This is a genomic window from Muricoccus vinaceus (assembly GCF_042433125.1).
Lineage (GTDB): Bacteria > Pseudomonadota > Alphaproteobacteria > Acetobacterales > Acetobacteraceae > Roseomonas > Roseomonas vinacea.
On sequence record NZ_JBHLVZ010000074.1, the window covers coordinates 52,363 to 65,521 of the forward strand.

The following is a 13,159-nucleotide window of genomic DNA, read 5'->3' on the forward strand; positions in this document are numbered from 1 at the left end:
CCCTTCCAAGGCGTCACCAATGCGCCACCCTGTTGATCGCCGTGCCGCCGCACCGCGCTCCTCAGGTCCCGAACGCATGCCGACGTCCAGCCATTCGTCCCGGAGCCGCCTCGCGGCTCTTCTTCTCGCGGCCCTCCTCGCCGCCTGCGCCCCGCCCCAGGCCGCCGTCTGGGACGGCCGGCGCGGCTATGACGGCAACGGCGATTACGGCTACGGCATCGCGGATTCGAACATCGGGGCCTCCCGCGCGGAAGCCGGCTTCTACCGGGGCCAGGCCGCGAGCCGCTATGCCGTGCCCGGTCCGCCGGAGGATCCCTGGGGCCCGCACCTGCGCGAGGCCTCGGCCCGCTTCGGCGTGCCCGAGCGATGGCTGCGCGCCATCATGCGCCAGGAGAGCGGCGGCCGGCCCTACGACGCCAGCGGGATGCCCATCACCTCGCCCGTGGGGGCCATGGGGCTGATGCAGGTGATGCCGCGCACCTACGACACCCTGCGCGCCCGCCACGCCCTCGGCCCCGACCCATACGAGCCGCGCGACAACATCCTGGCCGGCGCGGCCTATATCCGGGAGATGTACGACCGCTTCGGCGCGCCGGGTTTCGCGGCCGCCTACAATGCGGGGCCGGACCGGGTGGAGGCCTATCTGGCCGGCGCCAAGATCCTGCCCGACGAGACCATCAACTACGTCGCCAGCGTCGCGCCGCGTCTTGGGCCGGAGGTGGCGATGAGCGGGTCCTTCACGACGGTGGCCGAAGCGCCCGCCGCCTACGCGGCCGGTGCGGAGGACGACCCTTCCCGGCGCGCCTTCGACGGCGGCGGGCTGGTGCTGCCGGGCGCCCCGACAGGCGTGTTCCGGTGACGCCAGGGGACGGTTTAGTGCCTCCCCTGGCTTCGAAACGCCCGTCGGGCCCGGCTCCCGGGCCGGCTTAGCGATAGCCCCGGGGCTGCTGGCGTGCCCAGGCGTCGCGCTGGCCGGCCTCATAGGCCCGGCGCTCGCCGATTTCGCGCCGCTGCCGCCAGAAGTCCCGGCGGTGGCGCCACTCCTCGTGGCGCTTCCAGCGCTCGCGCTCCCAGTCGGGCTGGGCGTAGCCGCCATGGCCGTAGCCGTACCCCTGCGCCCTGGCCTCCGGAACGAGGGAGACGCTGCCGAGGGCAACCATCAGACCGAGGATCATGCGCTTCATCGGGAACCCCAAGCCAGGAACAACCCCGGCCTTTCATCCCCCATGATGACCTCGTTTCCGGCAACCCTATGACGGTCTTCGCCCCCTTTCCGTCACGGTGCGGCAGGCCTCACCAGCGCAGCCCCGCTTCTCCGGGAAGGGCCTGCCGGCCGGGGCGGTGAGGGCCTGCCGCAGATCGCCTGGCGCCGCTCCCAGACCCTTCGCCGCCGCGCCGGCGGGACCGAAGCGCCATGAAGCCCTCTCAAGGGCGCGGGCCGACCTGTCGGCCGCCGGAGGCCCACGACCTCAGGCGCGTGACCAACCGACCGCGGGGCTCGCCTAGAACGGCTTCACGATCACCATGACGACGATCAGGATCAGCAGCAGCGTCGGCGCCTCGTTGGCGATGCGCCAGTAGCGTTCCGTCCTCGGCCGCTCGTCGCGCTCGAAGCCCTTGCGCGCCGCGGCCAGGTGCATGTGGAAAATCGTCATGCCCAGGAAGCCCGCCATCTTCCCGTGCCACCAGCCCGCGCGCCAGTCGACGATGCCCGGCGTCAGCACCAGGGTGATGCCAAGCAGCCAGGCCGCGATCATCGCGGGGTTCATGATGGCGCGCAGCAGGCGGCGCTCCATCACCTTGAACATGCCCGAGGTCTCGCCGCCGGCCGGCACGGCGGAGTGGTAGACGTAGAGGCGGGGCAGATAGAACAGCCCGGCCATCCAGGCGAACACGGCGATGAGGTGCAGCGCCTTGGTCCAGGGATAGAGCCCTGCCAGGAAGGGAATGGTCACGCCGCCATCCTCCCGATGCCCAGCAGGGCCGGAAGCTCCGCGTGGTCGTGGAAGATCTCCTTGACCCCGGCGGCGCGCAGGTCGGCCGCCGGGGTGTCCTGGGCGAAGCCCAGGACGCGGCAGCCGGCGGCGAGCCCGGCCCGGGCGCCGGCGGTGCTGTCCTCGATCACCACGCAGTCCCGCGGGTCGGCGCCGCAGAGCTTCGCGGCGGCAAGGTAGAGGTCGGGCCAGGGCTTGGCGCGGGGCACGTCCTCGAAGCAGAGCAGGCGGCCCTCGAAGTGATGGAAGAAGGGCAGGATGGCGGCCTTGGCGCGCAGCTCCGCCCGGCCGGAATTGGAGGCGACGGCCATGGAGATGCCGGCGGCCGCCACCGCCTCCACCGCCGCCCGGGCGCCGCGGATGGGCTCAAGCACGCCGGCGGCGTAGCGGGCGACGATGCGCTCCACCACCTGCTCCGACCAGTCCACCGGCAGGGGCGCGCCGAGGCGGCGCTCCACCACCTCCCGGATGTCGGGAAGGGCGGTTCCCATGAAGGCGTGCTTGGCCTCCTCCATGGTCATGGGCCAGCCCCGCTCGGTCAGGTCGTCGGCGATGGCGCCGTTGGCCACGGCCTCGCTGTCGGCCAGCACGCCGTCGCAGTCGAAGAGCACCGCCGCGGGGCGGAGGGCGCGGGCGCTCATGCCGCCGCTCCCAGGGGGGGCACCCGCAAGGGCTGGGCGGCGCCGTGCGGGCAGTCCTTGTGGGCCTTGGGGCATTGCCGCCCGCCCGCGAAGGAGCAGAGCTTGCCGCCCGCGCGGTCGCGCGAGCCGCGCGTCTCGTCCCGCGCGCGGCGCACCAGGGCGGCCAGGGCGTCGATGAAGCCGGCATCGCTGTTCTGGGCGGGCACGCGGAAATAGCCGGGAACGCCCTTCTCGTGGGCCAGCTCGCGGTACTCCACGTCCAGCTCCACCAGGGTTTCCGAGTGCTCGGACACGAAGGCGATGGGGCAGATCAGCAGGGCCACGCCCTCGCGGCCCGCCTCCGCGATGGCCTCCTCCGCGCTGGGGCCCAGCCACTTCTGCGGCGTGACGCGCGACTGGTAGCAGAGGCCGTGCTCGATCTCCGGCATTCCCAGCGCGGCCATCACGGCCGCCACCGACTGCTCCACCTGCCACTGGTAGGGATCGCCCTGCTTCACGATGGTCTCGGGCAGGCCGTGGGCGCTGAACAGCAGGCGCAGCCGCGTGCCCTCCGGCACCGCCGCGCGGGCCTCGGCCCAGGAGCGGCGGATGATGGCGGCGGTGGCTTCCGCGAAGCCCCCGTCGGAGTGCCAGCAGCAGAGGGTGGTGGTGGGCACGGACAGCCCCGCCTTCTTTGCCGCCGCGTGCCAGACGCCCAGGCTGCTGCCCGTCGTGGTCGTGCTGAACTGCGGGTAGAGCGGCACCAGCACCACCTCGTCCGGCGCCCATGCCATGACGTCGCGCAGCGCCGCCTCGGTGAAGGGGTGCCAGTAGCGCATGGCGACGAAGCAGCGCGCCTGCATGCCGCCCGCCGCCAGCGATGCCTCCAGCGCCGCCGCCTGTTCCTCCGTCAGCTCCCGCAGCGGGGACTTGCCGCCGAGCACGGCGTAGTTGGCCGTTGCCTCCTTGGTGCGCCGCGCCGCGATCAGGCGGCCGAAGGGGATCCGGAGAAAGGCGGGGAAGCGGAGGATGGCCGGGTCGGTGAAGAGATTGGTCAGGAAGGGCCGCACCGCCGCCGGGCTGTCGGGCCCGCCGAGGTTGAACAGCACCACCGCCACCTTGCGGCGGCCTTCGCCCCTGGGGACGGGCGGGGCGGCGGGCTCGGCGGGGGCTGTGATGCTCATGATGCCGCCACATGCCACCTGGGGAAGCCGGGTCAAGGCCTGATGCGGCCGGAGTGAACGGGAGCCGGCTAATCCCCCGCCCCGGCGGCACCACCTTGGCGCTTGGACCGGAGCGCCACGCGGAACGCCACCTGCCCGGCCAGGGCCGCGCCGAAGGTGACCAGGGCGGCGGCCAGCGCCGGGTCGGGCCCCACCCCCGCCAGGGCCGAGCAGACCGCGCCCACCGCCATCTGCACGAAGCCGTAGAGGCCCGAGGCCGAGCCCACCACCCGCGGGTTCACCCCGATCGCCTGCCCCAGCGCGGAGGGGCCGCCGATGCCCGTGCAGATGGTGAAGGCGAACATGCAGCCCATGGCCCAGCCCACCGTCAGCCCGCCCGAAAGCACCACGGCCAGCAGCAGCGCCGCGGAAGCCAGGCTGGCCGCCCCGGCCCAGCGCAGCACCCCGTCCAGCGAGGCGCGGCCGATCACCCGGCTGGCCACCACGTTGCCCAGCGAGATGCCGATCACCAGCACGGCGAGGTAGAGCCCGACCTCGTGGTCGGGGCGGCCGAGTTCGCGAAAGATGAAGGGGGCGGCGCTGAAGAAGGCATAGGCCGCCGTGGTCATGCAGCCCCCGAGAAACGCGTAGCCCAGGAAAACCGGGGAGAGCGCGAGGCGCCCGTAGTCCCGGATGATGGCGGCGGCCGGGCTTCCCGTGCTTTGCCCGGTTTCGGGCAGCAGGCGCCAGGTGAAGAACAGGTTGGCCACCCCCAGCGCGCAAAGCAGCAGCAGCACGATGCGCCACCCCGCCGTGGCCGCCACCGCCGCCCCGATCAGGGGCGCGAGGCCGGGCCCGGCGGTGACCATCAGGTTCAGCAGCGCCAGCCGCCGCGCGGCTTCCCGGGGCGCCGAGGTGTCGCGCACGATGGCACGGCCCAGCACCACGCCAGCGCACCCCCCCAGCGCCTGAAACAGCCTGGCCACCACCAGCGTGCCGGCATCGGGCGCCAGCGCCGCGAGCAGACCGGCCAGGACATAGAGGCTGAGCCCCCCCACCAGCACGGGGCGGCGGCCGAAGCGGTCGGCCAGCGGGCCGTAGACAGGCTGGCCCAGCGCCAGGCCCAGCACGTAGAGGCTGACGGTGAGCTGCATGGCTCCCGCCGAGCCGCCCAGCGCCTCCGCCGCCTGGGGCATGGCGGGGACGAAGATGTACATGCCCACCGTGCCGCTGAAGGTGATGGAGGCGAGCAGCCACAAGGGCACGCGGAGGGTGGGCGGCGGACCGCCCGGGGCATCCTCCGGGCCGGGCTGGGACGGAAGGTGGGGGGGAAAGGGAGTGGGCAAAGCACATGGAGGCTAGGCCCGCTCATGCTGCGCCGCAACGGAAGCCGGCCCGGGCGCTTGTCCCGCCGCCCCCCGCCCACTAGGTGAAGCGCCGACACACGCCTCCGCCGAAGGCGCCGCCACGGGCCCCCTGCGGGCCAGGAAAGACCGAAGACACCCTCATGAGCGACACCCCGACCGACACCAGCCCCAACGACGCCGAGGCCCAGCCGGCGGGCGCGCAGGATGGGTCAGGCCAGAACGGTTCAGGCCAGGAGGCCGCACAGCCCCTGGACCCGGCGGCCGAGCTGAACGCCATGCGCGACAAGTGGCTCCGCGCCGAGGCCGAGATGCAGAACCTGCGCAACCGCCACAAGCGGGAGCTGGAGGATGCGCGCAACTACGCCGTGACCAAGTTCGCCCGCGACGTGGCGGACGCCGCCGAGAACCTGCGCCGAGGCCTGGACGCCCTGCCCGCCGCCGAGGGCGAGGACGGCCCCATCGCGAAGCTGCGTGGCGGTTTCGAGGGGGTGGAGCGCGCCTTCATCGCGATGCTGGAGCGCCACGGCGTGAAGGCGGAGGACCCCAAGGGCAAGCCCTTCGACCCCGAGCTGCACCAGGCGATGGCCGAGCAGCCCGCGCCCGAGGGCGTGGAGCCCGGCACGGTTATCACCGCCTGGACACCGGCCTGGACCATCAACGGGCGGCTGCTGAAGCCGGCCATGGTGGTGGTGGCGGGGAAGTAAGGGCCGGGCGGCGGGGCCGCCGGGAACCATCCTTCTTCTTCCGGTTGCTTGGCGAGGGCGGTCCCGCCCTCGCCTTTCATTTCAGGAGGGGAGGAGGTGCGAGGCACTTCTCTCTTCCGACCCTCCTGATTCATGGGATGGGGTCTTGTCCCGCGCTCCTCCCCTGAATACATCGGGGATCAGGACGGGTCGCCCCGTCCACCCCCATCCGATTTGAGATATTGGGGCCGCGCACGGTGCCTGGTTTCGGGCCGTGCCCCGGCCGCCGCGAAGGAGAAGTGACGGATGAGCAAGGTCATCGGTATCGACCTCGGCACCACCAATTCCTGCGTCGCCATCATGGAAGGCGGCGAAACGAAGGTCATCGAGAACGCGGAGGGCACGCGCACCACCCCCTCCATGGTCGCCTTCGCCAAGAACGGGGAGCGTCTCGTCGGCCAGTCCGCCAAGCGCCAGGCCGTGACCAACCCGACCGATACGCTCTACGCCGTGAAGCGCCTGATCGGCCGCCGCTTCGACGACCCCATGGTGCAGAAGGACGTCTCGCTCGTCCCCTACAAGATCGCGCGCGCCGACAACGGCGATGCCTGGGTTGATGCCGGCGGCACGAAGCAGGCGCCCCAGCAGATCAGCGCCTATATCCTGGGCAAGATGAAGGAGACGGCCGAGGCCTATCTCGGCGACAAGGTGACGCAGGCCGTCATCACCGTCCCCGCCTACTTCAACGACGCCCAGCGCCAGGCCACCAAGGAAGCGGGCCGCATCGCCGGCCTCGAGGTGCTGCGCATCATCAACGAGCCGACGGCGGCGGCGCTGGCTTACGGCCTCGACAAGAAGAACCACGGCACGATCGCCGTGTACGACCTCGGCGGCGGCACCTTCGACGTGTCGATCCTCGAGATCGGCGACGGCGTGTTCGAGGTGAAGTCCACCAACGGCGACACCTTCCTCGGCGGCGAGGACTTCGATCAGCGCGTCATCGATTACCTGGCCGACGAGTTCCGGCGCGAGAACGGCATCGACCTGCGCGGCGACAAGCTGGCCCTGCAGCGCCTGAAGGAAGCCGCGGAGAAGGCGAAGATCGAGCTGTCCTCGGCCAAGCAGACCGAGATCAACCTGCCCTTCATCACCGCCGACGCATCCGGCCCGAAGCACCTCGTGCTGCAGCTGACGCGCGCGAAGCTGGAGGCCCTGGTCGATGACCTGATCCAGCGCACGCTCGAGCCCTGCAAGAACGCGCTGAAGGATGCGGGCGTCACCGCCGGCGAGATCGACGAGGTGATCCTGGTCGGCGGCATGACCCGCATGCCCAAGGTCATCGAGGCCGTGAAGACCTTCTTCGGCAAGGAGCCGGCCCGCAACGTCAACCCGGACGAGGTCGTCGCCATCGGCGCCGCCATCCAGGGCGCGGTGCTCAAGGGCGAGGTGAAGGACGTCCTGCTGCTCGACGTGACCCCGCTGAGCCTCGGTATCGAGACGCTGGGTGGCGTGTTCACCCGGCTGATCGACCGCAACACCACCATTCCCACGAAGAAGTCCCAGACCTTCTCCACCGCCGACGACAACCAGACGGCGGTGACCATCAAGGTCTTCCAGGGCGAGCGCGAGATGGCCGCCGACAACAAGCTGCTGGGCAACTTCGACCTGCAGGGCATCCCGCCCGCGCCGCGCGGCGTGCCGCAGGTCGAGGTGACCTTCGACATCGACGCGAACGGCATCGTCTCGGTCCAGGCGAAGGACAAGGCGACGGGCAAGGAGCAGCAGATCAAGATCCAGGCCCGCTCCGGCCTGTCGGATGCCGACATCGAGCGGATGGTGCGCGACGCCGAGGCGAATGCCGAGGCCGACAAGCAGCGCCGCGCGACCGTCGAGGCGAAGAACAACCTCGAGGCCCTCGTCCACTCCACCGACCGCGCCCTGAAGGACAATGGCGACAAGCTCGCCGATGCCGACAAGGGTGAGGTCGAGGCCGCCCTCTCCGCCGCGCGCTCCGCGCTGGAGGGGACCGACCCGGAGGCGATGAAGACCGCCGGCGAGCGTCTCTCGGCCGCGTCGATGAAGATCGGCGAGGCCGTCTACAAGGCGCAGTCCGAGACGGAGGCCGCGGCCGCCGCCGAGGGCACCAGCGGCCCGAGCAACGCCAACCCGAACGGACCCGGCGCGGCCGGCCCCGGTGGCCCGAACCCCGGCAAGGTGGTGGACGCCGAGTTCGAGGACGTCGATCCCAGCAAGAAGAAGCAGGGCTGATCGGCCCCGCGGCAACAGGTGGCGCCCGGCATCGCGACACGCGGGCCGGGCGCTTCTTTTTTGTGGCACCCGCCTGAACGCAACCCTACAGGGCTGAGCGAGAGCCCCGCACGGGAACAGAAATGGCCAAGCGTGATTATTACGAGGTGCTGGGCGTCGCCCGGGACGTGAACGAGGACGGTCTGAAGAAGGCCTTCCGCAAGCTCGCGATGCAGCACCACCCCGACCGCAACCCCGGCGACAAGGCGGCCGAGGCGAAGTTCAAGGAAGCCAACGAGGCCTACGACGTCCTGAAGGACGCCGAGAAGCGCGCCGCCTATGACCGTTACGGCCATGCCGCCTTCGAGGGTGGGGGCGGGGGCGGCGGCCCCTTCGGCGGCGCAGGCGGCTTTGCCGGCGGCGGGTTCGAGGACATCTTCGAGCAGATGTTCGGCAACCTGAACGCCAGGGGCGGCCGGGCCCAGCAGAACTCCGGCCGTGGCTCGGACCTGCGGACCGAGGTGACGATCGGGCTGGACGAGGCCTTCGCGGGCACCAAGACCACCATCCGCGTCCCCTCCTCCGTCACCTGCGACAACTGCTCGGGCTCGGGCGCCGAGGGTGGCAAGGCGCAGACGGAAAGCTGCGGCACCTGCAAGGGCGCCGGCAAGGTGCGGGCCCAGTCCGGCTTCTTCCTGGTGGAGCGAACCTGCCCCACCTGCGGCGGCACCGGGCGCATCATCAAGAACCCCTGCAAGGTCTGCCACGGCGCGGGGCGGGTGGAGCGCGAGCGCAACCTCAACGTCACCATCCCCGCCGGCGTGGAGGAGGGCACCCGCATCCGCCTGGCGGGCGAGGGCGAGGCCGGTCTGCGCGGCGCGCCGGCGGGCGACCTTTACGTCGATATCGGCATCCGCCCCCACCCGATCTTCCAGCGGGAGGGGAACAACATCTTCATCCGCGTGCCGCTGCGCATGACGCAGGCGGCACTGGGCGGCGCGGTGGAGGTGCCGAGCATCGACGGCGGGCGCGCCCGGGTCTCCATTCCCTCCGGCACCCAGGCGGGGGACCAGTTCCGCCTGCGCGGCAAGGGCTTCTCCATCCTGCGCAGCGCGGCGCGCGGGGACATGTACGTGCAGGTCTCGGTCGAGACGCCGCAGAACCTGTCGGCCAAGCAGCGCGAGCTGCTGGAGCAGTTCGAGGCGGAAGCCACCTCCGACAGCCGGACAAGCCCGGAGAGCGAGGGGTTCTTCTCCCGCGTGAAGGAGTTCTGGGACGGGCTGGGGCGCTAGGACGCCCCGCTTTCCGGCGCGCCGCCTGCCCGAAAGTTGACTGCGGCGCGCCGTCTCCGCGTTTGGCGCGCGGATGAACGGCCTGCAATAAGCTCGCGATGACCAATCCGGATCTTGCCGTTCTCCTTGCCCTGAACGGCGGGGTTGGACAGAGTTGGGCCTTTGACTTCCTGGTGTCGCTGACCGCCTACAATTACCTCCTCAAGACAGGGGTTCTTGTCGCGCTGCTCTGGTGGTCCTGGCAGCGTGGGGGGCGTGGCGAACCGGTTCTCGTGATCGTCCGCACGCTCGCCGGCGCGCTTCTCGCGATCGCGCTCGCGCGCAGCCTGCAGAACCTGCTGCCGAACCGCTCGCGGCCACTGTACGACCCGGCCGTTCTCGAAAGCGGCCTGCTGCGGTCGGAGATGATCTCGCCCGAGGCGCTGCGGGACATGAGCTCCTTCCCGAGCGACCATGCCGTGCTCGCCTTCGCCCTGGCCACGGCGGTGTTCCTGTCGCATCGGGGCCTCGGGCTGTTCGCCTTCGCCTGGGCGCTGGTCGTCAGCTGCCTGCCGCGGGTCTACTTCGGCATGCACTACCCCACCGACATCATCGGCGGCGCAGTGGTCGGGGTCGCCATCATGGCAATGGCCACGCACCTGCCCCTGCCGGGCCGCATGGGAGGGGGAATCCTGCGGCTCGCCCAGGCGCATCGCGGCGCTTTCTACGGCGTACTCTTCCTCGTCACCTACCAGATGGCGACACTGTTCGTGGACGCGCGCAACATCGTCCGCGCGGCCGGGCTGCTGCTTCGCCTGCTGCTCGACCGCGCCTGAGACCGCGCTACCGCTTCGCCTCGATCGCGTCCCAGATCGCGCGCTCCAGGTGCACGCCGTCGAAGCGCGCGATCTCCTGCAGGCCGGTCGGCGAGGTCACGTTGATCTCCGTCAGGTAGCCGCCGATCACGTCGATGCCGACGAAGATCATGCCGCGTGCCTTCAGCTCCGGCCCGATGGCGGCGCAGATCTCCTTCTCGCGGTCGGTCATCGTGGTCTGCGCGGCCTGCCCGCCCACATGCATGTTCGACCGCGCCTCGCCCTCGGCCGGCACGCGGTTGATGGCGCCCATGGCCTCGCCGTCCACCAGGATGATGCGCTTGTCGCCCTGCCGCACGGCGGGGACGTATTTCTGGATCACCAGCGGTTCGCGCGAGCGCTCGGTGAACATCTCGATCAGCGAGTTGAGGTTGGAATCGCCCGGTTTCATGTGAAACACCCCGGCGCCGCCATTGCCGAACAGCGGCTTGACGATGATGTCGCCGTGCTTCTCGCGGAAGCGGGCGATGCGGCGGCGGTCCGCGGTCACCAGGGTTTCCGGCATGAGGTCCGGGAAGTGGGTGACGAAGAGCTTCTCCGGCGCGTTCCGCACGCTGGCCGGATCGTTCACCACCAGCACCTTCGGGTGGATGTGCTCGAGGATATGGGTGGCCGTGATGTAGGCCATGTCGAAGGGCGGGTCCTGGCGCATCAGCACCACGTCCACCTCCCGGCCCAGGTCCAGCTCCACCTCGGGGCCGAAGGTGAAGTGGTTGCCCTTCTCCCGCCGGACCTCCACCGGATGCGCCCAGGCCGTGACGCGGCCGCCATGCAGGGCCAGGTCGCGCACGTGGTAGTGCCACAGGGCATGGCCCCGGGCCTGGGCCTCCAGCATCAGGGCGAAGGTGCTGTCGCCCTCGATCCCGATGCTTTCCATCGGGTCCATCTGCACCGCCACACGCAGGGCCTTCGCCATGGCTCTCGTTCCTTGATCGCGTTTGCGCTTTGGTGGCATTCCCGCGCCTCCCGCGCCAGAGGGCAGGAGCGATCCAGGCGCGCGGCCAGCTCCGCCCTGCCGCCCGGCGCGCGCCTGCGCTATGGCTGAGGAATGCAGGCGCCCCCTACACACACCGGCAAGACCCGCGTCGCCGGGATCATCGGCCATCCCGTCTCGCACTCCCGCTCCCCACGGCTGCACGGCTTCTGGCTCCATCGGCACGGGATCGACGGCGCCTATGTTCCCCTGCCGCTGGAGCCCGCGCGCTTCGACCAGGGGCTGCGCGCGCTGCCCGCCCTGGGCTTCGCCGGCGCCAACGTCACCATCCCCCACAAGCAGGCGGCGCTCGCGGCCTGCGACGTGGTGGAGGAGGAGGCGCGGCGGATCGGCGCCGTGAACACGCTGGTCTTCCACGCCGATGGCCGGATCGAGGGCTGGAACACCGACGGCTGGGGCTTCATGGAAAGCCTGCGCGAGCAGGCCCCGGCTTGGCGGCCGGAGGTCGGCCCGGCCGTGGTGCTGGGCGCGGGCGGGGGGGCACGCGCGGTGGCCCACGCGCTGCTCGCGGCCGGCTGCCCAGCCCTGACCCTGGTGAACCGCACGCGGGCGCGGGCCGAGGCATTGGCGGAGGAGCTGACGGCGCACGGAGCGGTCGTTTCCGCAGCCGACCGCCCGCCGCTGGACGGTGCTGCGCTGCTGGTGAACACCACCAGCCAGGGCATGCAGGGCCAGCCGTCCCTGGCGGTGGACCTTTCCCCCCTTCCGCCCGGGGCGGTGGTGGCGGACCTGGTCTATGTGCCGCTGGAAACGCCGCTTCTCGCCGCCGCACGGGCGCGGGGGCTCGTGGCGGTGGACGGGCTGGGCATGCTGCTGCACCAGGGGCGGCGGGGCTTCGAGGCCTGGTTCGGCACCATGCCGGCCGTGGATGAGGCGCTCCGCGCCTTCGTGGCCTCGGACATCCCCAGGCGCGCATGACGGCCGCGACATGAAAATCTGGGCGCTGACCGGCGGCATCGGCATGGGCAAGTCCACTGCCACCAACACCCTGCGCCGCCTCCGCATCCCCGTCTTCGACGCCGACGCGGCGGTGCACCGCCTGCAGGGGCCGGGCGGCGCCGCGGTGCGCCCGATCGAGGCCGCCTTTCCCGCCACCACCCGCCCCACGCCGCGCGGACCCATGGTGGACCGCGAGGCACTGCGCCGCGTGGTGCTGGCCGACCCGGCAGCGCTGCGGCGGCTGGAGGCCATCGTCCATCCCCTCGTGCGGCGCGAGGAAAGGCGCTTCCTGGCCCGCGCACGCCGCGGCGGGGCGCGGCTGGCCGTGCTGGACATTCCCCTGCTGTTCGAGACGGGCGGGGAGCGGCGCGCGGACGCGGTGATCGTGGTGACGGCCCCGCCCGCCATCCAGCGCGCCCGCGTTCTGCGCCGCCGCGGCATGACGGAGGAGCGGCTGCGCGCCATCCTGGCCCGCCAGGTGCCGGACAGCCTGCGCCGCCGCCATGCCGACCACCTGATCCACACGGGCCTGTCGCGCCACCATGCGCAGCGGGCCATGCGGCGCATCGTGGCCGCCGGGCGCGGCGCCCGGGCGGGTTGAGCCGCTAAGGGTCAGGCGCCCTCCTGTTGTCCTCCGCCGCCAGGCCGCATCCCCGGCGTCGCACCGCCCTGCCGCGCCTCCAAGCCGGGATGGATGCCTCCCGCCCCGGCACCGAACGGACGCGCCGGGCCTTTGGCGCGAGAATCGCGATCGACCGGGCGAGCGCGTCGTGCGAGCGCGCGACCAGTTCCGTGGTGAACGACAGCACGGCCCGTGCGCTTTCCAGCCGGTCATGGCCGCGCACCAGATCCTCGAAGAGCTGATCCCGCGCGGCGGCGAGCACGCGCGTCCCCGCCGCCTCGGCGAACCCGGACAGCGGCCCCTGCCGTGGGGCGCGGCCGGTGCCGTGGGGCGGAGGAGGTGCCATCCCCCGGAGGTGCCGGGACGAGGCTCCCGGCGAACCTC

At 71.7% G+C, this 13,159-nt stretch carries 14 protein-coding genes; 7 read left to right on the forward strand and 7 right to left on the reverse strand.

The window, feature by feature from the left end; genetic code table 11:
* Window positions 1-76: 76 nt before the first annotated feature.
* The gene (locus ACFFIC_RS21075) at window positions 77-859 is read left to right on the forward strand and encodes a lytic transglycosylase domain-containing protein (RefSeq protein ID WP_377054019.1); all 783 of its coding nucleotides are present in this window, start codon (window positions 77-79) and stop codon (window positions 857-859) included.
* A gap of 67 nt (window positions 860-926) precedes the next feature.
* Here the strand turns inward: ACFFIC_RS21075 and ACFFIC_RS21080 are convergent, their stop codons facing one another.
* The 5 genes from ACFFIC_RS21080 to ACFFIC_RS21100 form a co-directional block, all read right to left on the reverse strand.
* Window positions 927-1,175, reverse strand: a complete 249-nt coding sequence (locus ACFFIC_RS21080; protein WP_377054021.1) for a hypothetical protein — start codon at window positions 1,173-1,175, stop codon at window positions 927-929.
* Window positions 1,176-1,502: 327 nt separating this feature from the next.
* Complete coding sequence (hemJ, locus tag ACFFIC_RS21085; RefSeq protein ID WP_377054023.1) at window positions 1,503-1,955, reverse strand: protoporphyrinogen oxidase HemJ; 453 nt, start codon at window positions 1,953-1,955, stop codon at window positions 1,503-1,505.
* Window positions 1,952-2,635 (reverse strand): HAD family hydrolase, encoded by a 684-nt coding sequence (locus ACFFIC_RS21090; protein ID WP_377054025.1) that lies wholly within the window; start codon window positions 2,633-2,635, stop codon window positions 1,952-1,954. The genes hemJ and ACFFIC_RS21090 overlap by 4 nt, the downstream gene beginning before the upstream one ends.
* A complete protein-coding gene (gene hemH, locus ACFFIC_RS21095) occupies window positions 2,632-3,798 on the reverse strand; it encodes a ferrochelatase (RefSeq protein WP_377054027.1) in 1,167 nt (388 codons plus the stop codon). The genes ACFFIC_RS21090 and hemH overlap by 4 nt, the downstream gene beginning before the upstream one ends.
* Before the next feature lie 68 nt (window positions 3,799-3,866).
* Complete coding sequence (locus ACFFIC_RS21100; protein ID WP_377054029.1) at window positions 3,867-5,123, reverse strand: multidrug effflux MFS transporter; 1,257 nt, start codon at window positions 5,121-5,123, stop codon at window positions 3,867-3,869.
* A gap of 161 nt (window positions 5,124-5,284) precedes the next feature.
* Here ACFFIC_RS21100 and ACFFIC_RS21105 point away from each other — a divergent pair, with 161 nt between their 5' ends.
* The 4 genes from ACFFIC_RS21105 (at window position 5,285) to ACFFIC_RS21120 (ending at window position 10,181) form a co-directional block, all read left to right on the forward strand.
* Window positions 5,285-5,848, forward strand: a complete 564-nt coding sequence (locus ACFFIC_RS21105; RefSeq protein WP_377054031.1) for a nucleotide exchange factor GrpE — start codon at window positions 5,285-5,287, stop codon at window positions 5,846-5,848.
* Window positions 5,849-6,133: 285 nt separating this feature from the next.
* Window positions 6,134-8,095, forward strand: a complete 1,962-nt coding sequence (gene dnaK, locus ACFFIC_RS21110) for a molecular chaperone DnaK (RefSeq protein WP_377054033.1) — start codon at window positions 6,134-6,136, stop codon at window positions 8,093-8,095.
* 122 nt (window positions 8,096-8,217) lie between these two features.
* Window positions 8,218-9,366, forward strand: coding sequence for a molecular chaperone DnaJ (gene dnaJ, locus ACFFIC_RS21115; RefSeq protein ID WP_377054035.1), 1,149 nt, complete (start codon window positions 8,218-8,220; stop codon window positions 9,364-9,366).
* A gap of 98 nt (window positions 9,367-9,464) precedes the next feature.
* Complete coding sequence (locus ACFFIC_RS21120) at window positions 9,465-10,181, forward strand: phosphatase PAP2 family protein (protein ID WP_377054037.1); 717 nt, start codon at window positions 9,465-9,467, stop codon at window positions 10,179-10,181.
* 7 nt (window positions 10,182-10,188) lie between these two features.
* Here the strand turns inward: ACFFIC_RS21120 and gshB are convergent, their stop codons facing one another.
* Complete coding sequence (gene gshB, locus ACFFIC_RS21125) at window positions 10,189-11,136, reverse strand: glutathione synthase (RefSeq protein WP_377054039.1); 948 nt, start codon at window positions 11,134-11,136, stop codon at window positions 10,189-10,191.
* A gap of 132 nt (window positions 11,137-11,268) precedes the next feature.
* Here gshB and ACFFIC_RS21130 point away from each other — a divergent pair, with 132 nt between their 5' ends.
* Window positions 11,269-12,132 carry a shikimate dehydrogenase gene (locus ACFFIC_RS21130; RefSeq protein ID WP_377054041.1) on the forward strand — a complete coding sequence of 288 codons (864 nt, stop codon included), beginning with the start codon at window positions 11,269-11,271 and terminating at the stop codon, window positions 12,130-12,132.
* A 10-nt stretch (window positions 12,133-12,142) separates the two neighbouring features.
* Entirely contained in the window at window positions 12,143-12,754 is a 612-nt protein-coding gene (gene coaE / locus ACFFIC_RS21135) for a dephospho-CoA kinase (protein WP_377054043.1), read from the forward strand.
* A gap of 4 nt (window positions 12,755-12,758) precedes the next feature.
* On the opposite strand, the gene ACFFIC_RS21140 is transcribed toward coaE, so the two are convergent.
* Entirely contained in the window at window positions 12,759-13,121 is a 363-nt protein-coding gene (locus ACFFIC_RS21140; RefSeq protein ID WP_377054045.1) for a hypothetical protein, read from the reverse strand.
* Window positions 13,122-13,159 lie beyond the last annotated feature (38 nt).